This is a genomic window from Enterobacter cloacae complex sp. 2015409 (assembly GCF_041365315.1).
Taxonomy (GTDB): Bacteria; Pseudomonadota; Gammaproteobacteria; order Enterobacterales; family Enterobacteriaceae; genus Enterobacter; species Enterobacter pseudoroggenkampii.
The window spans coordinates 62318-83225 of record NZ_JBFTVM010000003.1 but is presented as its reverse complement, the minus strand read 5'-3'; the positions used below and the strand labels follow the sequence as shown (position 1 = coordinate 83225).

Sequence of the window (20908 nt, the reverse complement as noted above, 5' to 3'; positions counted from 1 at the left end):
ATAAGACAATGAGTAATGCGGGTGCATCCCTTGCAACCTGTTATGGTCCGGTCAGTACCCAGATGATGGCAAAGGCGGAAAATGTCCGTCTGCTCATCCTGGATGTGGATGGGGTACTCTCCGATGGCCTGATTTACATGGGCAATAATGGTGAAGAGCTGCGTTCGCGACGGCTACGGTATCCGCTGTGCGCTCACCTCAGGTATTGAGGTGGCTATCATCACCGGGCGAAAAGCTAAACTGGTAGAAGACCGCTGTGAAACCTTAGGCATTACCCATCTGTATCAGGGGCAATCCGATAAGATGGCGGCGTTTAAAGATTTACTGGGTAAACTGGCTATCGCACCGGAAAACGTGGCCTACGTCGGGGACGATCTGATTGACTGGCCCGTGATGGCTGAAGTTGGGCTGAGCATCGCCGTTGCCGATGCGCATCCGCTGCTGATCCCGCGCGCTGACTATGTTACCCATATCAACGGGGGCCGCGGTGCCGTACGTGAAGTCTGCGATCTGCTCCTGCTGGCGCAGGGCAAGCTTGATGAGGCCAAAGGGCAATCGATATGAGTAAAACCAGACGTTGGATTATCATTTTGCTTTCGCTTGTCGCACTGGTATTGATTGGCGTGAACCTTGCCGATCGCGACGATACGCAAACGGAAGTGATCAACAATAACGATCCAACCTATAAAAGCGATCACAGCGACACCGTGGTCTACAGCCCTGAAGGCGCGCTGAACTATCGCCTGATTGCCCAGCATGTTGAATATTTTTCAGATGATGGTATTTCGTGGTTTACCCAACCTGTCATGACCACATTTGATAAGGACAAAGTGCCGACGTGGTCAATTAAGTCAGATCGGGCAAAACTGACAAATGACCGTATGCTTTATCTGTATGGCCACGTTGAAGTCAACGCCCTGACCGCTGACTCGCAGCTACGAAAAATTACGACGGATAATGCCCAGATCAACCTGGTAACCCAGGACGTGACGTCGCAGGATCTGGTCACACTGTATGGCACAACATTTAATTCCAGCGGTTTGAGAATGCGCGGGAACTTACGCAGCAAAAACGCCGAGCTGATTGAAAAGGTTAGAACCTCCTATGAAATTCAAAACAAACAAACTCAGCCTTAAAGTAATTATCGCCAGCGCGATGCTGGCGACCAGTCTCCCCGCGCTTGCTGTAACGGGCGATACCGACCAACCGATCCATATCGAGTCCGATACCCAGTCTCTCGATATGCAGGGCAATGTCGTCACCTTCACGGGTAACGTCGTCATGACTCAGGGCACCATCAAAATTAACGCCGACAAAGTGGTCGTGACCCGTCCGGGTGGCGAGCAGGGCAAAGAGATCATTGATGGTTACGGTAACCCGGCCACCTTCTACCAGATGCAGGACAATGGCAAGCCGGTGAAAGGTCACGCTACGCACATGCACTATGAGCTGGCGAAGGACCTGGTCATCCTGACCGGTAATGCGTACCTGGAACAGCTGGACAGCAACATTACCGGCGACCAGATTACCTATCTGGTAAAAGAGCAAAAAATGCAGGCCTCCAGCGAGAAAGGCAAACGCGTCACCACCGTACTGGTTCCGTCGCAGCTGCAGGACAAAGGCAAAGGCCAGGCCTCGGCACAGAAGAAGAGTAACTAATTCGTTATGGCAACATTAACTGCAAAAAATCTCGCGAAGGCCTATAAGGGCCGCCGTGTCGTAGAAGATGTCAGTCTGACCGTCAACTCCGGCGAAATTGTAGGGCTGCTTGGCCCTAACGGTGCGGGTAAAACCACCACTTTCTACATGGTCGTTGGCATTGTGCCGCGCGATGCCGGCAACATTGTCATTGACGATGAAGACATCAGTCTTCTGCCGCTGCACGCGCGCGCACGTCGCGGGATCGGCTACCTGCCGCAGGAAGCCTCCATTTTCCGTCGTCTTAGCGTTTACGATAACCTGATGGCGGTCCTGCAAATTCGTAACGATCTGACCAGCGAACAGCGTCAGGATCGTGCCAACGAGCTGATGGAAGAGTTCCACATTGAGCATCTGCGCGACAGCCTCGGTCAGGCTCTCTCCGGGGGCGAACGCCGTCGTGTTGAGATTGCCCGTGCGCTGGCCGCAAACCCGAAGTTTATCCTTCTGGATGAACCGTTTGCGGGCGTTGACCCGATCTCGGTTATCGACATTAAACGTATCATTGAACACCTGCGTGACAGCGGGCTTGGCGTACTGATCACCGACCACAACGTCCGTGAAACGCTGGCCGTGTGTGAACGCGCGTATATTGTGAGCCAGGGCAATCTGATCGCCCACGGTACGCCGCAGCAGATCCTCGAAGACGATCATGTTAAGCGCGTCTATCTTGGGGAAGACTTCAGACTCTGATAGGGTAGAGGTAACGTAACGCCGAACCGGAGAAAAATGCTCTGAACATGAAGCAAGGTTTGCAATTAAGGCTCAGCCAACAACTGGCGATGACGCCGCAGCTACAGCAGGCAATTCGCCTGTTGCAACTGTCCACGTTAGAACTTCAGCAGGAACTCCAGCAGGCGCTGGACAGCAACCCCCTGCTGGAACAAACCGATCTTCATGACGAGGTAGATACCCAGCAATCGCAGGATACAGAAGCGCTCGACACCGCGGATGCACTCGAACAAAAAGAGATGCCGGACGAGCTTCCGCTGGATGCCAGCTGGGATGAAATCTACACCGCCGGAACCCCTTCCGGTACGCGTGCAGACTACCAGGATGATGAGCTACCGGTCTACCAGGGCGAAACCACCCAGTCACTGCAGGATTACCTGATGTGGCAGGTGGAACTTACTCCCTTCTCCGATACCGACCGCGCGATTGCCACCTCAATTGTCGATGCCGTTGACGACACTGGCTATTTGACCGTCACGCTGGACGATATTCTGGAAAGCATGGGCGACGACGAGATAGAGCTTGAGGAAGTTGAAGCCGTTCTGAAGCGCATCCAGCGTTTCGATCCGGTAGGCGTGGCCGCAAAAGATCTGCGCGACTGCCTGCTGATCCAGCTTTCTCAATTCAGCAAAGAGACGCCGTGGCTCGACGAGGCGCGCTTAATCATCAGCGATCATCTGGATCTGTTGGCTAACCACGATTTCCGTTCCCTGATGCGCGTCACGCGCCTGAAGGAAGAGGTGCTGAAAGAAGCGGTGAATCTGATCCAGTCGCTCGATCCGCGCCCGGGACAGTCGATCCAGACCGGCGAGCCCGAGTACGTCATCCCGGATGTGCTGGTCAGAAAACACAATGGCCGCTGGGTCGTTGAACTGAATTCAGACAGCATCCCTCGTCTGCAAATCAACCAGCAGTATGCCTCCATGTGCACCAGCGTGCGTAACGACTCCGACAATCAATATATTCGTAGCAATTTGCAGGAAGCGCGATGGCTGATCAAAAGTCTGGAGAGCCGAAATGATACGCTGCTACGCGTCAGCCGCTGTATTGTCGAACAGCAGCAGGCGTTCTTTGAGCAGGGCGAAGAGTATATGAAACCGATGGTACTGGCGGATATCGCCCAGGCCGTCGAAATGCATGAATCAACCATTTCCCGTGTCACCACGCAGAAGTATCTGCACAGTCCACGCGGTATTTTTGAGCTTAAGTATTTCTTCTCCAGCCATGTGAATACCGAGGGCGGCGGCGAAGCGTCGTCAACGGCCATTCGAGCCCTGGTGAAGAAGTTGATCGCCGCGGAGAACCCCGCGAAGCCACTAAGCGACAGTAAGTTAACCACCATGCTGTCCGATCAGGGTATTATGGTGGCACGTCGTACTGTTGCGAAGTATCGAGAGTCTTTATCCATTCCGCCGTCCAACCAGCGTAAACAGCTGGTCTGACACAACCGATAAGGAAGACACTATGCAGCTCAACATCACTGGACAAAACGTCGAAATTACTGAGGCTTTACGCGACTTTGTGAACGCGAAGTTTGCAAAACTCGAGCAGTATTTCGAAAGGATCAATCAGGTCTATATTGTGTTGAAAGTGGAGAAAGTGACTCATATCTCGGATGCCACCCTGCATGTTAACGGGGGTGAACTGCATGCCAGTGCGGAAGGGCAAGACATGTACGCTGCTATCGACGGCTTGATTGATAAGCTTGCACGACAGCTCAATAAACATAAAGATAAACTGAAACAACACTAATTGTCCGGGCAGTTAACGGGTGCAGGACGGCCTGTTGTGAAACACAACAGGCCATTTGTACAGTTAGCGCTTAGGTGAAATTATGATGAACAACGATTCCGCTCTTCAACTGAGCAATGTCCTTAACCAGGAATGTACCCGCAGTGCGGTTCACTGCCAGAGCAAAAAACGTGCGCTGGAAATCATCAGTGAACTGGCCGCAAAACAGCTGGGCCTGCCGCCGCAGGTGGTATTCGAGGCGATTCTGACCCGTGAAAAAATGGGCAGTACCGGCATCGGCAACGGCATCGCGATCCCGCACGGCAAACTGGAAGAGGATACCCTGCGTGCCGTTGGTGTGTTTGTGCAGCTTGAAACACCGATCGCCTTCGATGCCATTGATAACCAGCCCGTCGATCTCCTCTTCGCGCTGCTGGTGCCTGCCGACCAGACGAAAACCCATCTGCATACGCTGTCGCTGGTCGCAAAACGTCTGGCCGATAAAACTATTTGCCGTCGACTGCGCTCGGCCCAAAGTGATGAAGAGCTCTATCAGATTATCACTGAAGCAGAAGGCAATCAGGATGATGCATAACCAGGAGATGGCCTTCACATCTGTTGTCCTGAGGAGAAACGGAACATGGTGCTGATGATTGTCAGTGGCCGTTCAGGGTCGGGGAAATCCGTTGCTCTGCGCGCGCTGGAAGACATGGGTTTTTACTGCGTAGATAACCTGCCGGTCGTGTTATTGCCCGACCTGGCCCGCACGCTTGCGGAGAGACAAACCTCTGCCGCCGTCAGCATCGACGTCCGTAACATGCCTGAATCGCCAGAGATCTTCGAGCAGGCCATGAGCAACCTGCCTGATGCGTTTTCGCCTCAGCTGCTTTTCCTTGATGCAGACCGCAATACGCTGATCCGTCGCTACAGCGATACCCGTCGCTTGCACCCGCTTTCCAGTAAGAACCTCTCACTGGAGAGCGCGATCGATGAAGAGAGCGATCTGCTGGAGCCGCTGCGCTCTCGTGCCGACCTGATTGTCGACACCTCTGAGATGTCCGTTCACGAGCTGGCGGAAATGCTGCGTACCCGACTGTTGGGCAAGCGCGAGCGCGAACTGACGATGGTGTTCGAATCCTTCGGCTTTAAGCACGGCATTCCAATCGATGCGGATTACGTTTTCGACGTGCGCTTCCTGCCGAACCCGCACTGGGATCCGAAGCTGCGTCCCATGACCGGTCTGGATAAACCCGTCGCGGCCTTCCTCGACCGGCACACAGAAGTTCACAATTTTATCTACCAGACGCGAAGCTACCTTGAGCTATGGTTACCTATGCTGGAGACAAACAATCGTAGCTACCTGACGGTGGCGATTGGCTGTACCGGCGGTAAACATCGTTCGGTTTATATCGCCGAACAGCTGGCCGACTATTTCCGCTCGCGCGGGAAGAACGTTCAGTCCCGTCATCGCACGCTGGAAAAACGTAAAACATGACCGTAAAACAAACCGTTGAGATCACCAATAAGCTGGGTATGCATGCACGCCCGGCGATGAAACTGTTTGAGCTGATGCAGGGTTTCGATGCAGAGGTTCTGCTGCGGAATGACGAAGGTACCGAAGCGGAAGCGAACAGCGTGATCGCCCTGCTAATGCTGGATTCCGCCAAAGGGCGCCAGATTGAAGTCGAAGCCACAGGACCTCAGGAAGAGGAAGCGCTGGCGGCGGTGATTGCCCTGTTTAACGCCGGATTTGACGAAGACTAGCGTTCGCCCCTTCGGCGGGTGGCGCTGCGCTTACCCGCCCTACATAAGATTGTTACGCTGCATAAAACCCTCTCCACCCAGCTGATTCATCTGGCGTAGGATCCACGCCTGACGGCTTCGCACGTACCCTGATGGGGCGCTGGCTTTAAAGCGGATGGGATTAGGTAAGACAGCTGCCAATAGTGCTGCTTCTGACATGCTCAGACGGCTGGCTGGCTTATTGAAATAACGCTGCGCGGCAGCTTCCACGCCAAAAATACCGTCGCCAAATTCAGCGACGTTGAGATAGACGGTCAGAATGCGCTTTTTGCTCCAGACCGTTTCCATCCCCAGGGTCAACCCCGCTTCCAGCCCCTTTCGCACCCAGCTGCGGCCGTCCCACAGAAACAGATTTTTGGCCGTCTGCTGCGACAAGGTTGAGGCACCGCGCACGCGGTTTTCATGGCGTTCGTTATGGGCCAGCGCCTTCTCAATGGCCGCCACGTCGAACCCCCAGTGCTCCGGGAATTTCTGGTCCTCCGCCGCGATGACCGCCAGCCCCATGAACGGCGAGATCTCGTCCATGCTTACCCAGTCAGAGTGGGCAACATAGCTGAAATCGCCGCTGAGCCACGCGCCGAGCTGGCGTTCAACCATCACGGCGGAGAACGGGACTGGCATAATGCTGAACAGGGCGAGTCCACCGCCCCAAAACACCGCCAGCACCAGAACGATGCGCAACAGGGTGCGTTTTACCCACGCGCCGGCACCGGATTGACGACTCATTCAGCCAACACCAGCACGCGGGCGACCAGCTTTTCGATCCCCATAGCCGCTTCTGCAATATTCTTCGCCAGCATATACGCAGGCGTGGTGACAATTTTGTTATCTTCATCAACCACAATGTCATCTACCGGGCACGGAACGTGTTCGCCCCCCATTTCCTCGACGATCTCTGCGGTATCAATATCCGTCCCGATGGTCAGGCGCAGCGGGAAATCAAAAATCTTAGGCAACATCGCTGGTGCGATGCAGATAAAGCCCAGCGGTTTTCCTGCCGCATGCATAGCCTGCGACAGCGCTTTCAGATGAGGATCGATCTGACACTCCGCGCCCTGCGCAGCAAAGGTACTGAGATTTTTGGCCGCGCCAAACCCACCCGGCACAATGAGCGCATCAAGCTCTGTAGGGTCTGCCTGAATAAGAGGATGGATATCACCTCGCGCAATACGCGCGGCTTCAATCAGTACATTACGGGTTTCCGCCATTGGTTCACCGGTCAGATGGTTAATCACATCCACCTGATTTTTGTCTGGCGCAAAGCAAATCACCTCTGCTCCCTGCTTAGCCAGGGCCAGCAGCGTAATGACGGCTTCGTGTATCTCAGTACCATCGTAAACACCGCATCCGCTCAGCACGACACCAATCTTTTTCATCATGACAATCCTTTTCTGCAACTTGCTGAAGCACATTAATAATTTTGATTAAAACGCTATGCTTCACACATTTCACTGATTCATGTAACAAACCATTTAAGATTTGCTATCTTATCTGCGTGCGGCCTAAATTTTTCAGGCGGCGCCCTTTCGAAAATAACGTTTAAAAACAGGCGCAGCCACGATTTCCCTGGTGTTGGCGCAGTATTCGCGCACCCCGGTTAATCCGGGGTCATTTTTTTCTGGCGTCAACCCAGGCTTTAAGCACCGCCACATCGTTTTGCCACTCTTGCTTCATCTCTTCAACCCAATCACCCACGTTATCTTCCCATGCAGGTAAATCAGGCGACTGAATCTGTTGACCCAACTGCTGCAGGTGGCGTAGGCCAACCGAACCGGCGGCACCTTTAATTTTATGTCCTTCTTCCACGATGCCCTTCTGGTCACGCGCCGTCAGGTTTGATTCCAGCACGCTCAGATAGCCCGGCATCATTTTTTCGAACACCGCCAGACCATCGGTAATCAGTTTCGGGCCGACCAGATCGATGTACTGCTCCAGCATCGCGGTATCGAGTATCGTTTGGGCTTTTGCGCTATCAACAGACGTCATGGTGCTCTCCTCTTCATCACGGGTATCCCAGAACTTCTTAATCATGGCGGTCAGAGCAGGCACCGCCAGCGGCTTGCTGAGTACATCGTCCATACCGGCATCGAGATACTCTTTTTTATCTTTCAGTACGTTCGCCGTCAGGGCAACCAGCGGCGGCAGTTCGTCGGCCGCGTACTGACGCGTCAGCTCGCGCGAGATATCCAGCCCGGTCATATCCGGTAACTGAATATCCAGCAGAACAAGATCGTATTCGCCGGGTTTAAACATCTCCAGCGCGGCTTTGCCGGTCATCGCGACATCCACGCTGTTGCCCAGTTTTTCCAGCACGGAGCGCGCCACGATCACGTTCAGCTCAATGTCTTCCACCAGCAGGACGTGCAGCGCAGGCAGCGGCATATCGTCATTTTCAAAGGTATCTTCTACCTCTTCCGCCACCGCCGGCGCATGGACCGTCAGCGTGAAGGTTGACCCTTTGCCCGGCTGGCTGGCAACGGTGATATCGCCCCCCATGCTCTTCGCCAGTCGTTTAGAGACCGCCAGGCCAATGCCCGTTCCGGTAGCTGGTTTTCCGCCGTTGCTGTCCTTCACCTGGTAGTACATGGCGAAGATTTTGTCCTGCTCCTCCTGCGGAATACCCATCCCGGAGTCCTCTACCTCAAAGTGCAGCATGTCGCCTTCGTCAAAGCGGATGCGCACCGCAACCTGCCCCTTCTGGGTAAATTTCACCGCGTTGCTGATAAGGTTCCACAGGATCTGGCGCAAACGCGTACCGTCAGTCACCACTTTATGCGGCAGCGGCAGGGTTGGCTCCATGACAAAACTTAGCCCCTTCTGCTGCGCCTGCAGGCCGGACAGGTTTTCCAGATCGGCAAGGAAGCTGGTGAAATCAACAGGCTGATTATCAAGCTGAACTTTACGGCGCTCCATCTTATCCATATCAATAATATCGTTGAAGATATTACCCAGCGTGACCGCCGAAACATGGATAGTCTTGAGGTATTTTTCCTGCTCTGCGGTCAGGTCGGTATCCAGCAGAATACGGCTCAGCCCGACGATGCCGTTAAGCGGCGTACGCAGCTCGTGGCTGATGGTGGAGATAAAGGTGGTCTTGTCGCGGCTGGCACGCTCAAGGGCATCCTGATAGCGCTTACGCTCGGTAATGTCGCGGCCAAAGCCCATCAGGCCATGGCGTTTCCCCACGCGGTCATAGTAGGGCACCTTACGGATCTCAAAGCAGGCTTTGCGTCCGTCCGGGTAATCCAGCCACTGTTCATAGGTCAGCGAGACGTTATGACGGAAGACTTTTTCGTCGGTCTCCATGACCTTGGCCGCCGCCTCTTCAGAGTAAACGTCCTGCGGTTTCAGGTTAATCAGCTGCTTCTCGCTTTTCCCGGTGAGCAACTCCATCGCCCGGTTACAGCCGGAAAACTCTTTATCTTCATTACGGTAAAACACCAGATCCGGCGAAGCATCGAGGAACGACCGCAGGAAAGAGGATTGCTGCTCAAGCTGGATCTGCGTGACCTCGCGCTCTTTCATTTCGATTTTCAGCTGCTCCAGCGTGGCCTGGCGCTCGGCCTCCGCCTTCTCACGATCTGAAATCTCCTGGTTCAGCTGCGCAATGTTGTCTTTAAGCTGGACGTTGAGCTTCAGGTCGCGCTCGCGCATCTCTTCCAGTTTATCGACCAGCTTAGACAAACGCTGACGGGACTCTTCCAGCTGTTCAACCACCACGGAAAGGAAATAGACCGCCCAGGGGGTAATAAGCAAGCCAAAGAAGATGGAGCGGATGACGTCGATACTCTCGACCTGACCATGCAGAACCATGGTGACGGCCATTTGCACGACAATGGCCAGAACGACCAGCGCCAGCGCAAGCAGCATAGAGAAACGCACCAGCCCAAGCTTCATCATCAGGTCGACGTAATACTGGGCAAGCATTCGAATTTGCTTCATAGAGGATCCCTTCACGACTTTATCGCTCAATAATACTCAAATTCAGGGCGAGGCGTTGAAGGTTGTGAGAAAAAGTGCGGGGTGAAACAGGAGATTAGCCTCGCTCCCGGTGAACCGGAAGCGAGGAGAGGTCAATCAGGAGCGTTTCAACAACAGCCAGAGGCTGATCAGGAGGAAACTGGCGCTTGGCAGCAGCGCACCAATTATCGGCGGAATGCCATAAACCAGCGTCAGCGGACCGAAGATCTGGTCGAGCACGTAGAACACAAAGCCGAAACTGATACCGGTCACGACGCGCACGCCCATCGGCACGCTGCGTAACGGGCCGAAGATAAACGACAGCGCCATCAGCATCATCACCGCCACGGACATCGGCTGGAAGATTTTGCTCCACATGTTGAGCTGATAACGTCCCGCATCCTGCCCGCTCGACTTCAGGTATTTCACATAGTTGTGTAAACCGCTGATGGAGAGCGCGTCTGGATCCAGCGCCACGACCCCGAGCTTATCGGGCGTCAGGTTGGTCTTCCACGTCCCGGTTACCGTCTGAGAACCCGTAATCTGTTTCGGATCGGTCAGGTTAGATTCATCAACCTGGGACAACCGCCACTGCTTATGTTCGGCGTCAAATTTTGCCGAAGAGGCGTGGCGAACGGACTCCAGACGGCGCTGGTCATCGAAAGCGTAGATGCTCACCCCACCCAGTTCGTCATTCCCCTTTACCCGCTCGATGTAGACGAAGTTTTTACCGTCTTTCGCCCATAAACCTTGCTGAGTCGAGAGCAGAGAGCCACCGTACATTGCCTGCGCACGGTAGTTACGCGCCATCTGTTCGCCCTGCGGCGCGACCCACTCGCCGATCGCCATGGTCAACAGCACCAGTGGGATCGCGGTTTTCATTACCGACAGCGCAACCTGCATGCGGGTAAAGCCTGAGGCCTGCATAACGACCAGCTCACTACGCTGCGCCAGCATTCCCAGCCCCAGCAGCGCGCCCAGCAGGGCCGCCATCGGGAAGAAGATCTGCACATCTTTCGGCACACTGAGCAGGGTATACATCCCCGCGCCCATCGCGTCATAGCTCCCCTGCCCGGCTTTTTTCAGCTGATCGACAAATTTGATAATGCCGGAGAGCGACACCAGCATGAACAAGGTCATCATGATGGTGGTAAAAATGGTTTTACCGATATAGCGATCAAGAACGCCAAACGCCTGCATTAGATGGCTCCTTTACGCGAGAATCGGGCACGTATGCGGCGCACAGGCACCGTATCCCACAGGTTTAACCCTAGCGCCAGTAAGATGTACAGGCTGTTGACGAACCATGTCCAGACCATAGGGTCCAGCTTACCCTTCGCGCCGTTAGAACGAATCGAGGTTTGCAGCAGGAAATAGATCAGGTAAAGCAGCATCGCCGGCAGCATAGAGAGCACGCGTCCCTGGCGAGGGTTCACCACGCTCAGCGGAACGACAATCAGCGCCATCATAAACACGGTAAAGACGAGCGTAATACGCCAGTGGAACTCAGCGCGCGCTCTGTCGGTATCGGTATTCCAGAGGGTCCGCATGTCCATTTGCTCGGTATCCGTTGGATCGAGCGCCACCGCCTGATGGCCGATAATGGCCTGATAGTTCTGGAAATCCGTGATACGGAAGTCGCGCAGCATCGCGGTGCCTTCGAAACGGGTGCCTTTATTCAGCGTCACGATCTGAGAACCATCTTTGCGCTGAGCAAGCTGACCGGAATCTGCCACCACCACGGAAGGACGCGCGTTACCTTTGGGACGTAACTGCGCCAGGAAGACGTCGTTGAATTTACTGCCGTCAACGCTCTCAATAAACAGCACGGAGTTGCCGTCGGTCGCCTGCTGGAACTGCCCCTGGGCTAACGCCGCCATGCCGGGGTTGGCTTTCGCTTCGGCCAGCACTTCGTCCTGATGACGGGAAGACATGGGGCCCGCCCACATCACATTCACCGCGGCAACAATACCCGTGAACAGCGCCAGTATCATGGCCGCTTTCACCAGTACCGCTTTGCTCAGACCACAGGCATGCATCACCGTGATTTCACTCTCGGTGTAGAGTTTCCCAAGCGTCATGAGCAGGCCAAGGAAAAGACTTAGCGGCAGGATGAGCTGCGCCATTTCCGGGATCCCTAAACCAAGCAGGGAAAGCACCAGATTTGTTGGAATTTCGCCGTCAACGGCCGCACCGAGGATCTTAACCAGCTTCTGACAGAAAAAAATCAGCAGCAGGATGAAGAGGATCGCCAGTTGGCTTTTGAGCGTCTCCCGCACCAGATATCTTATGATTATCACTTTAAATACGCCCGTAAAAACCCGTCTCTTTGCAGGAATTTCGCTTGTTTCATGGCTTAAACGTCATTTATTCTCTTGAGTCGTCGAAATCATCGCTAAGATTAAAACATCCAGCGGATTCACGCTTCAGGACTTTTTCTGACGTGTCGAAACCGTAGTAACGTAAGATTAACACGAAGTCACCACAACAGCGGACATGAGTTACGAAAGGTTTCAATTCTATCCGTAGCAGCCGCCGTTGTCTTTAAGATTCAGGAGCGTAGTGCATGGAGTTCAGTGTAAAAAGCGGTAGCCCGGAGAAACAGCGGAGTGCCTGCATCGTTGTGGGCGTCTTTGAACCACGCCGACTCTCCCCGATCGCCGAGCAACTCGATAAAATCAGTGACGGCTATATTAGCGCCCTGCTGCGCCGTGGCGAACTGGAAGGCAAACCTGGGCAGACGCTGTTACTGCACCATGTTCCGAACGTACTGTCAGAGCGTATTCTGCTGATTGGCTGCGGCAAAGAACGCGAGCTGGATGAACGTCAGTATAAGCAGGTGATTCAGAAAACAATCAATACGCTGAATGATACCGGCTCAATGGAAGCCGTCTGCTTCCTGACTGAATTGCACGTCAAAGGGCGTAACACCTACTGGAAAGTGCGTCAGGCGGTCGAAACGGCAAAAGAGAGCCTCTACAGCTTCGATCAGTTGAAGACCAATAAAAGCGAGCCGCGTCGTCCGCTGCGTAAAATGGTCTTTAACGTGCCAACCCGTCGCGAACTGACCAGCGGCGAACGCGCGATCCAGCACGGTCTGGCGATCGCAGCCGGCATTAAAGCGGCCAAAGATCTCGGCAACATGCCGCCTAACATCTGTAACGCGGCGTACCTGGCCTCTCAGGCGCGTCAGCTGGCCGACGCCTACAGCAAAAACGTCATTACCCGCGTCATCGGCGAACAGCAGATGAAAGAGCTCGGGATGCACTCTTACCTGGCGGTCGGTAACGGATCGCAGAATGAATCCCTGATGTCCGTCATCGAGTACAAAGGCAACCCGGCCGAAGACGCGCGCCCTGTCGTGCTGGTCGGTAAAGGCCTGACCTTCGATTCCGGCGGTATCTCCATCAAGCCTGCCGAAGGCATGGACGAGATGAAATACGACATGTGCGGCGCGGCGGCGGTTTACGGCGTGATGCGCATGGTCGCTGAACTTCAGTTGCCGATTAACGTTATCGGCGTACTGGCGGGCTGCGAAAACATGCCTGGCGGGCGTGCTTATCGTCCGGGTGACGTGCTGACCACCATGTCCGGCCAGACCGTTGAAGTGCTGAACACCGACGCCGAAGGCCGTCTGGTGCTGTGTGACGTGCTGACCTATGTGGAACGCTTCGAGCCTGAAGCGGTGATTGACGTCGCCACCCTCACCGGTGCCTGCGTGATTGCGCTGGGCCACCACATCACCGGCCTGATGTCGAACCACAATCCGCTGGCGCACGAGCTTATCGGCGCCTCGGAACAGGCCGGTGACCGCGCATGGCGTCTGCCGTTGGGTGACGAATATCAGGAGCAGCTGGAGTCTAACTTCGCGGATATGGCAAACATCGGTGGACGTCCTGGCGGAGCGATCACCGCGGGCTGCTTCCTGGCACGCTTCACCCGCAAGTACAACTGGGCGCACCTGGATATCGCGGGCACCGCATGGCGCTCCGGCAAAGCCAAAGGCGCAACCGGTCGTCCAGTGGCGCTGCTGTCGCAGTTCCTGCTCAATCGCGCGGGTTTTAACGGCGACGAATGATGTAAAACGCCGGGTGGCGTCTTCGCCTTACCCGGCCTAAAGCGTCACTCAACCGTAGGCCGGGTAAGCGTAGCGCCACCCGGCTTTGCCTTTAAATCCACGACAAGAAGCCCCATATATGAAGAATGCAACGTTCTACCTTCTGGACAACGACACCCATCAGGATGGCCTCAGCGCCGTCGAACAGCTGGTGTGTGAAATTGCCGCAGAACGTTGGCGCGCAGGTAAACGCGTTCTGATTGCCTGTGAAGATGAACAGCAGGCCATTCGCCTTGATGAGGCGCTGTGGGCGCGTCCGCCGGAGAGCTTTGTCCCGCATAACCTGTCGGGCGAAGGCCCGCGCGGTGGAGCACCGGTTGAAATTGCCTGGCCGCAAAAGCGCAACAGCAGCGCGCGCGATATTCTGATTAGCCTGCGAATAGATTTTGCAGATTTTGCCACCGCTTTCACAGAAGTGGTAGACTTTGTCCCCTACGAAGAATCTTTGAAACAACTGGCGCGCGAACGCTATAAAGCGTACCGCCTGGCTGGTTTTAACCTGAATACGGCAACCTGGAAATAATGGAAAAGACATATAACCCACGCGATATCGAACAGCCGCTTTACGAGCACTGGGAACAGCAGGGCTATTTCAAGCCTAACGGCGACGAAAGCAAAGAGTCCTTCTGCATCATGATCCCGCCGCCGAACGTCACCGGCAGTTTGCATATGGGTCATGCTTTCCAGCAGACCATCATGGACACCATGATCCGCTACCAGCGCATGCAGGGGAAAAACACCCTGTGGCAGGCGGGGACTGACCACGCGGGTATCGCGACCCAGATGGTGGTTGAGCGTAAAATTGCCGCTGAAGAAGGGAAAACCCGCCACGACTACGGTCGCGACGCGTTCATTGACAAAATCTGGCAGTGGAAAGCGGAATCCGGCGGCACGATTACCCGTCAGATGCGCCGCCTCGGCAACTCCGTGGACTGGGAGCGCGAGCGCTTCACCATGGATGAAGGCCTCTCCAACGCCGTGAAAGAAGTCTTCGTCCGTCTGTACAAAGAAGACCTGATTTACCGTGGCAAACGCCTGGTCAACTGGGATCCGAAACTGCGCACCGCAATTTCTGACCTGGAAGTGGAAAACCGCGAGTCCAAGGGCTCCATGTGGCATATCCGCTATCCGCTGGCCGACGGCGCAAAAACCGCCGACGGTAAAGATTACCTGGTGGTCGCGACCACCCGTCCGGAAACCCTGCTGGGCGATACCGGCGTGGCCGTTAACCCGGAAGATCCGCGTTATAAAGATCTGATTGGCAAATTCGTGGTGCTGCCGCTGGTAAACCGCCGTATTCCGATTGTGGGCGACGAACACGCCGACATGGAAAAAGGCACCGGCTGCGTGAAAATCACCCCGGCGCACGACTTCAACGACTATGAAGTGGGTCGTCGTCACGCCCTGCCGATGATCAACATCCTGACCTTCGACGGTGATATCCGTGAGAGCGCAGAAGTGTATGACACCAAAGGCGAAGAGTCTGACGTTTACTCCAGCGACATCCCGGCGGAGTTCCAGAAGCTGGAACGCTTTGCCGCGCGTAAAGCGATCGTGGCTGCAGTCGACGCTCTCGGCCTGCTGGAAGAAATTAAACCTCACGATCTGACCGTGCCTTACGGCGACCGTGGCGGCGTGGTTATCGAGCCAATGCTGACCGACCAGTGGTACGTGCGTGCCGACGTGCTGGCGAAACCTGCTGTGGAAGCGGTTGAGAACGGCAGCATTCAGTTCGTGCCGAAACAGTACGAAAACATGTACTTCTCCTGGATGCGCGATATTCAGGACTGGTGTATCTCCCGTCAGCTGTGGTGGGGTCACCGTATCCCGGCGTGGTACGACAACGACGGCAACGTCTACGTTGGCCGCACCGAAGACGAAGTGCGTCAGGAAAACAACCTGAGCGCGGACGTTGCGCTGCGTCAGGACGAAGACGTGCTGGATACCTGGTTCTCCTCCGCGCTGTGGACCTTCTCCACCCTCGGCTGGCCAGAAAACACCGACGCGCTGCGTCAGTTCCACCCGACCAGCGTGATGGTGTCCGGCTTCGACATTATCTTCTTCTGGATTGCCCGCATGATCATGATGACCATGCACTTCATCAAAGACGAAGACGGCAAGCCGCAGGTTCCGTTCCATACCGTCTACATGACCGGTCTGATCCGCGACGACGAAGGCCAGAAGATGTCCAAGTCCAAGGGTAACGTGATTGACCCGCTGGACATGGTTGACGGTATCTCTCTGGAAGAGCTGCTGGAAAAACGTACCGGTAACATGATGCAGCCGCAGCTGGCGGAGAAAATCCGCAAGCGCACCGAGAAGCAGTTCCCGAACGGGATCGAGTCTCACGGTACTGATGCCCTGCGCTTCACCCTGGCGGCACTGGCCTCTACCGGCCGTGACATCAACTGGGACATGAAGCGTCTGGAAGGTTACCGTAACTTCTGTAACAAGCTGTGGAACGCCAGCCGCTTCGTGCTGATGAACACCGAAGATCAGGATTGCGGCTTCAACGGCGGCGAAATGACCCTGTCTCTGGCGGACCGCTGGATCCTGGCGGAATTCAACCAGACGGTGAAAGCGTTCCGCGAGGCGCTGGACAGCTACCGCTTCGATATCGCGGCGGGCATCCTGTATGAATTCACCTGGAACCAGTTCTGCGACTGGTATCTGGAGCTGGCGAAGCCGGTGATGAACGGCGGTACTGAGGCGGAACTGCGCGGCACGCGCAACACGCTGATTACCGTTCTGGAAGGTCTGCTGCGCCTGGCGCATCCGGTCATTCCATTTATCACCGAAACCATCTGGCAGCGCGTGAAGGTGATTGCAGGCATCAACGCTGACACCATCATGCTGCAGCCGTTCCCGGAATTCGATGCGGCTAAGGTTGATGAAGCGGCGTCCGCGGATACCGAGTGGCTGAAACAGGCGATCGTTGCGGTGCGTAACATTCGTGCTGAAATGAACATCGCCCCGGGCAAACCGCTGGAACTGCTGCTGCGCGGCTGCAGCGAAGCGGCTGTTCGTCGCGTCACCGAGAACAACACCTTCCTCAAGACCATGGCGCGCCTGGAAAGCATCACCGTGCTGCCTGCGGATGACAAAGGTCCGGTTTCCGTGACCAAAATCATCGACGGCGCCGAGCTGCTGATCCCAATGGCAGGTCTGATCGACAAAGACGCTGAGCTGGCTCGTCTGGCGAAAGAAGTGGCGAAAGTCGACGTGGAAATTGGCAAAATCGAAGGCAAGCTGGCGAACGAAGGCTTTGTCGCCCGCGCGCCGGAAGCGGTCATCGCGAAAGAGCGTGAGCGCCTGGTTGCCTTCGCCGATGCGAAGACCAAGCTGATTGAGCAGCAGGCGGTTATCGCCGCGCTGTAATGCTTTTACCCCTTACGCTTCAGGGCGTAAGGGGTAACCTTCCTGAAAACTCCTCGCTTGCACTCCCCCTTCTGCGGTGCTATTAACAGCAGTTATGTGTCAATTTTTGTAATGAGTAATGCTATGAGCGTGATTACCCCCGTCGCGACGACGATGCGTCGGATCACTGAGCAGGATAACCCGGCTATCGCCGCCGTTATTCGCACCGTTTCTGCCGAATATGGCCTGACGGCTGACAAAGGCTACACGGTTGCGGACCCGAACCTGGACGCGCTTTTCCAGCTCTACAGCCAGCCAGGGCATGCCTACTGGGTAATCGAGCAGAATGGCCAGGTGGTGGGCGGTGGCGGCGTGGCGCCCCTCAGCTGCAGCGAGCCGGACATCTGCGAACTGCAGAAAATGTATTTCCTGCCAGCGGCGCGCGGACAAGGACTGGCAAAAAAGCTGGCGCTGATGGCGCTGGACCACGCGCGCAAGCAGGGCTTTACCCGGTGCTACCTGGAAACGACCGCCTTCCTCAAAGAGGCCATCGGCCTGTATGAACATCTGGGCTTTGAGCATATCGATGCGCCGCTGGGCTGTACCGGCCATGTTGATTGCGAAGTCAGGATGCTGAAAAGTCTGTAAATATCTTTGCTGCCCCCTTCTGTTAAGCGGCGCTGAACTGAATACTCTACACTCTCAGTTCACACCACAACGGGGGAAACACGATGTCAAAGATAAAAAGCTACGCCGCACCGCAGGCGGGTGCAGAACTTGAGCTGTACGAGTACGACGCGGGCGAACTAAAAGCAGAAGACGTCGAAGTACAGGTTGATTACTGCGGGATCTGCCATTCGGATCTCTCGATGATCGACAACGAATGGGGCTTTTCAAGCTATCCACTGATTGCCGGGCACGAGGTCATTGGCCGCGTTGTCGCGCTCGGTAGCGCCGCGCAGGACAAAGGGCTGAAAGTGGGCCAGCGCGTGGGCATTGGCTGGACGGCACGCAGCTGTGGTCACTGCGATGCCTGTATCAGCGGTAATCAGATCAACTGCCTCGAAGGCGCCGTTCCCACCATTCTGAACAAAGGCGGTTTCGCCGACAAGCTGCGCGCCGACTGGCAATGGGTCATCCCGCTGCCGGACAGCATTGATATCGAATCCGCCGGTCCGCTGCTGTGCGGCGGTATCACCGTCTTCAAACCCCTGCTGATGCACCATATCACCGCCACCAGCCGCGTGGGCGTCATCGGTATTGGTGGCCTTGGGCATATCGCCATCAAGCTGCTGCACGCGATGGGCTGTGAAGTCACGGCGTTTAGCTCGAACCCGGCGAAAGAGAAAGAAGTGCTGGCGATGGGTGCGGATAAAGTCGTGAACAGCCGCGATCCTGAAGCACTGAACGCGCTGGCGGGTCAGTTTGACCTGATCATCAACACCGTTAACGTCGATCTCAACTGGCAGCCGTACTTTGAAGCGCTGGCCTATGGCGGTAACTTCCATACCGTAGGTGCCGTGATGAAGCCGCTGCCGGTTCCGGCGTTTACCCTGATCGGCGGCGATCGCAGCGTGTCAGGCTCCGCGACCGGTACGCCGTTTGAGTTGCGCAAGCTGATGAAGTTTGCCGGACGCACCAAAGTGGCCCCGACCACCGAACTGTATCCGATGTCGAAAATCAACGAAGCGATCCAGCACGTGCGCGACGGCAAAGCCCGCTACCGCGTGGTGCTGAAAGCAGATTTCTGATGTGAGTTTGCCGGGTGGCGGCTTCGCCTTACCCGGCCTACTTTCACTGCTACGCCAATACGTTAAATACTTCCGCTACCGCGACCGCTCCCGGATCCAGCACCCCATCCAGGTTCTCTTTATTGACATACGACGAGCGTCCCGCGCCGGCTTTCGCCATTTTCGACGTTGCTTCTGCGCCCTGCTGCGCGGCCTGCGCTGCCGCCTGAATATTGCCTTTCTGTAACGCCTCCAGCGCCGGTTGCAGGGCGTCGATCAGCGTGCGATCGCCGAGATCTGCCCCGCCGTACTGCTTCATCTGCGCCAGTCCGCTCAACAGCGCATCCGGCAGGGCGTGTCCGTCATGCAGCTTTTGCCCGGCCGCCGTAAAGAAGATCGACATCAATACGCCGCTCGATCCGCCCATCACCGTTGCCAGCCGCTCGCCAACCAGCAGTAGCAGCTTAGGCACGTCATTAAGCGGGAGCGTGTTCTGCTCCAGACGCTGCGCAATATCCCGCGCCCCTTGCGCAAAGGTGGAGCCAGTATCACCATCGCCCACTTTGGCATCCAGCGCGTTCAGACGATTTTCCAGCTGGAGCAGCGTGCTGGTCACCGAGGCGACATATTCGCCCACCTGCGGATTGTCAGACGGGGTATATTCCACGCGATCGTGAATAGCGTTATGCGCCACGGTGCGCAGCGGCGCAAACGCCACGGGCTTCTGCCAGCCCAGCGTTTCAACCTCGGCGTGAATCGCCTTTTCGAAGAAATCGTTGAGCTTCAGCAGCGTGAGCGAAAAGCCCTTCATGTCCAGCGCGCTCACCAGCGGCGCGGGGCCTATCAGATACGCGATCTCCTCTTTCAGCGCCGAATGCGCCAGCTCTTTGGTCAGCAGCGCCATCTCCAGCGCCGATACACCGCCAAGATTGTTAATCAATACCGCAAAGCGCCCCTCTCCCGCCTGCGCGCGTAGCGGCGTCACCAGCGTGTCGATAATCGCTTTGCTGTTCTGCGTATCTACGACGGAAGCGCCGGGCTCTCCGTGAATGCCCAGACCCAGCTCGACGTGGCCTTGCTTAATGCGCCCCTCTTCATCGTCGCTGCCCGGCAGGTTGCAGGTTTGCATCGCAACGCCCAGGCTCCAGAGGTTGTCGCAGGCCTGTTGCGCAATCTCCCGTACCTCGCTCAACGATTTCCCCTGCTCCGCCGCATAGCCCGCAATCTTGTGCACCAGCGCCGTACCGGCAATACCGCGCGGCTGCTTGTTATCCGGCAGCGCGATATCGTCTGCCACAATCACCATCTCCACCTTCAGGCCATAGCGCTTGGCCTTTTCGGCCGCCAGACCAAAGTTCAGGCGGTCGCCGGTGTAGTTTTTGACGATCAGCAGACAGCCGCGATCGCCCGTGACCGCCACAATGGCATTCAGCACCGCATCCACGCTCGGCGAGGCAAACAGATCGCCACATACCGCCGCCGTCAGCATCCCTTTGCCGACAAACCCGGCGTGCGCGGGTTCGTGGCCTGAGCCGCCGCCGGAGATCACCGCCACACGGCTTTTGTCCCAGTCGCCGCGTGCGACGATCCTGATGGCCGGATCGATATCAAGCTTGACGAGATTGGCATGTGGCGCAGAAAGCAGTATGCCTTCAATGGCATCGTTGACCAGCTGTTTGCGATCGTTAAAGAAGAATCTGGACATAGTTTCCCACTATTTTGTGAACCGTATGCAAAAGCATAGTCCGCGCTGGATAATGCGCCGCAAAGTCAGGAATTT

The 20908-nt window shown here is 55.9% G+C and carries 19 protein-coding genes and 1 pseudogene; 14 read left to right on the top strand and 6 right to left on the bottom strand.

Annotation, left to right across the window (positions count from 1 at the left end; genetic code table 11):
- Positions 1–8 precede the first annotated feature (8 nt).
- From kdsC to npr, 9 genes and pseudogenes are all read left to right on the top strand, one after another.
- Positions 9–564, top strand: a pseudogene (kdsC, locus tag ACDO57_RS16360) (3-deoxy-manno-octulosonate-8-phosphatase KdsC).
- The gene (gene lptC / locus ACDO57_RS16355) at positions 561–1136 is read left to right on the top strand and encodes an LPS export ABC transporter periplasmic protein LptC (RefSeq protein WP_024906353.1); all 576 of its coding nucleotides are present in this window, start codon (positions 561–563) and stop codon (positions 1134–1136) included. The pseudogene kdsC and the gene lptC overlap by 4 nt, the downstream one beginning before the upstream one ends.
- Positions 1105–1659 carry a lipopolysaccharide ABC transporter substrate-binding protein LptA gene (lptA, locus tag ACDO57_RS16350; RefSeq protein ID WP_370884267.1) on the top strand — a complete coding sequence of 185 codons (555 nt, stop codon included), beginning with the start codon at positions 1105–1107 and terminating at the stop codon, positions 1657–1659. Before lptC ends, lptA begins: the two co-directional genes overlap by 32 nt.
- 6 nt (positions 1660–1665) lie before the next feature.
- The gene (lptB, locus tag ACDO57_RS16345) at positions 1666–2391 is read left to right on the top strand and encodes an LPS export ABC transporter ATP-binding protein (RefSeq protein WP_025756692.1); all 726 of its coding nucleotides are present in this window, start codon (positions 1666–1668) and stop codon (positions 2389–2391) included.
- A gap of 47 nt (positions 2392–2438) precedes the next feature.
- Positions 2439–3872 (top strand): RNA polymerase factor sigma-54, encoded by a 1434-nt coding sequence (gene rpoN, locus ACDO57_RS16340; protein WP_024906351.1) that lies wholly within the window; start codon positions 2439–2441, stop codon positions 3870–3872.
- A 22-nt stretch (positions 3873–3894) separates the two neighbouring features.
- Complete coding sequence (gene hpf / locus ACDO57_RS16335) at positions 3895–4182, top strand: ribosome hibernation promoting factor (protein WP_008501444.1); 288 nt, start codon at positions 3895–3897, stop codon at positions 4180–4182.
- 82 nt (positions 4183–4264) lie between these two features.
- The gene (gene ptsN, locus ACDO57_RS16330) at positions 4265–4756 is read left to right on the top strand and encodes a PTS IIA-like nitrogen regulatory protein PtsN (RefSeq protein WP_008501443.1); all 492 of its coding nucleotides are present in this window, start codon (positions 4265–4267) and stop codon (positions 4754–4756) included.
- A 45-nt stretch (positions 4757–4801) separates the two neighbouring features.
- Positions 4802–5656 carry an RNase adapter RapZ gene (rapZ, locus tag ACDO57_RS16325; RefSeq protein ID WP_014885397.1) on the top strand — a complete coding sequence of 285 codons (855 nt, stop codon included), beginning with the start codon at positions 4802–4804 and terminating at the stop codon, positions 5654–5656.
- On the top strand, positions 5653–5925 hold the full coding sequence (gene npr, locus ACDO57_RS16320; RefSeq protein ID WP_003861872.1) for a PTS phosphocarrier protein NPr: 273 nt from the start codon (positions 5653–5655) through the stop codon (positions 5923–5925). The genes rapZ and npr overlap by 4 nt, the downstream gene beginning before the upstream one ends.
- A 39-nt stretch (positions 5926–5964) precedes the next feature.
- Here npr and mtgA read toward each other — a convergent pair whose 3' ends face one another.
- The 5 genes from mtgA to lptF form a co-directional block, all read right to left on the bottom strand.
- Entirely contained in the window at positions 5965–6690 is a 726-nt protein-coding gene (mtgA, locus tag ACDO57_RS16315; RefSeq protein ID WP_148770237.1) for a monofunctional biosynthetic peptidoglycan transglycosylase, read from the bottom strand.
- Positions 6687–7340, bottom strand: a complete 654-nt coding sequence (gene elbB, locus ACDO57_RS16310; protein WP_370884353.1) for an isoprenoid biosynthesis glyoxalase ElbB — start codon at positions 7338–7340, stop codon at positions 6687–6689. Before elbB ends, mtgA begins: the two co-directional genes overlap by 4 nt.
- Before the next feature lie 232 nt (positions 7341–7572).
- A complete protein-coding gene (gene arcB / locus ACDO57_RS16305; RefSeq protein WP_024906347.1) occupies positions 7573–9906 on the bottom strand; it encodes an aerobic respiration two-component sensor histidine kinase ArcB in 2334 nt (777 codons plus the stop codon).
- Between the two features lie 135 nt (positions 9907–10041).
- Positions 10042–11124, bottom strand: coding sequence for an LPS export ABC transporter permease LptG (lptG, locus tag ACDO57_RS16300; protein ID WP_024906346.1), 1083 nt, complete (start codon positions 11122–11124; stop codon positions 10042–10044).
- Positions 11124–12224, bottom strand: coding sequence for an LPS export ABC transporter permease LptF (gene lptF, locus ACDO57_RS16295; protein WP_024906345.1), 1101 nt, complete (start codon positions 12222–12224; stop codon positions 11124–11126). The genes lptG and lptF overlap by 1 nt, the downstream gene beginning before the upstream one ends.
- Before the next feature lie 266 nt (positions 12225–12490).
- Between lptF and pepA the strand changes: the two genes are divergently transcribed.
- The 5 genes from pepA to ACDO57_RS16270 all read left to right on the top strand — a co-directional run bounded on the left by pepA (position 12491) and on the right by ACDO57_RS16270 (position 19149).
- Entirely contained in the window at positions 12491–14002 is a 1512-nt protein-coding gene (gene pepA, locus ACDO57_RS16290; protein WP_024906344.1) for a leucyl aminopeptidase, read from the top strand.
- A gap of 118 nt (positions 14003–14120) precedes the next feature.
- Positions 14121–14564 (top strand): DNA polymerase III subunit chi, encoded by a 444-nt coding sequence (holC, locus tag ACDO57_RS16285; protein WP_008502815.1) that lies wholly within the window; start codon positions 14121–14123, stop codon positions 14562–14564.
- On the top strand, positions 14564–17419 hold the full coding sequence (locus ACDO57_RS16280; RefSeq protein ID WP_032650401.1) for a valine--tRNA ligase: 2856 nt from the start codon (positions 14564–14566) through the stop codon (positions 17417–17419). Before holC ends, ACDO57_RS16280 begins: the two co-directional genes overlap by 1 nt.
- 123 nt (positions 17420–17542) lie before the next feature.
- On the top strand, positions 17543–18046 hold the full coding sequence (locus tag ACDO57_RS16275) for a GNAT family N-acetyltransferase (protein ID WP_024906342.1): 504 nt from the start codon (positions 17543–17545) through the stop codon (positions 18044–18046).
- Between the two features lie 83 nt (positions 18047–18129).
- A complete protein-coding gene (locus ACDO57_RS16270; protein WP_032650403.1) occupies positions 18130–19149 on the top strand; it encodes an NAD(P)-dependent alcohol dehydrogenase in 1020 nt (339 codons plus the stop codon).
- Positions 19150–19198: 49 nt separating this feature from the next.
- Here the strand turns inward: ACDO57_RS16270 and ACDO57_RS16265 are convergent, their stop codons facing one another.
- Positions 19199–20833 carry a dihydroxyacetone kinase subunit DhaK gene (locus tag ACDO57_RS16265; protein ID WP_370884266.1) on the bottom strand — a complete coding sequence of 545 codons (1635 nt, stop codon included), beginning with the start codon at positions 20831–20833 and terminating at the stop codon, positions 19199–19201.
- Between the last annotated feature and the right edge of the window lie 75 nt (positions 20834–20908).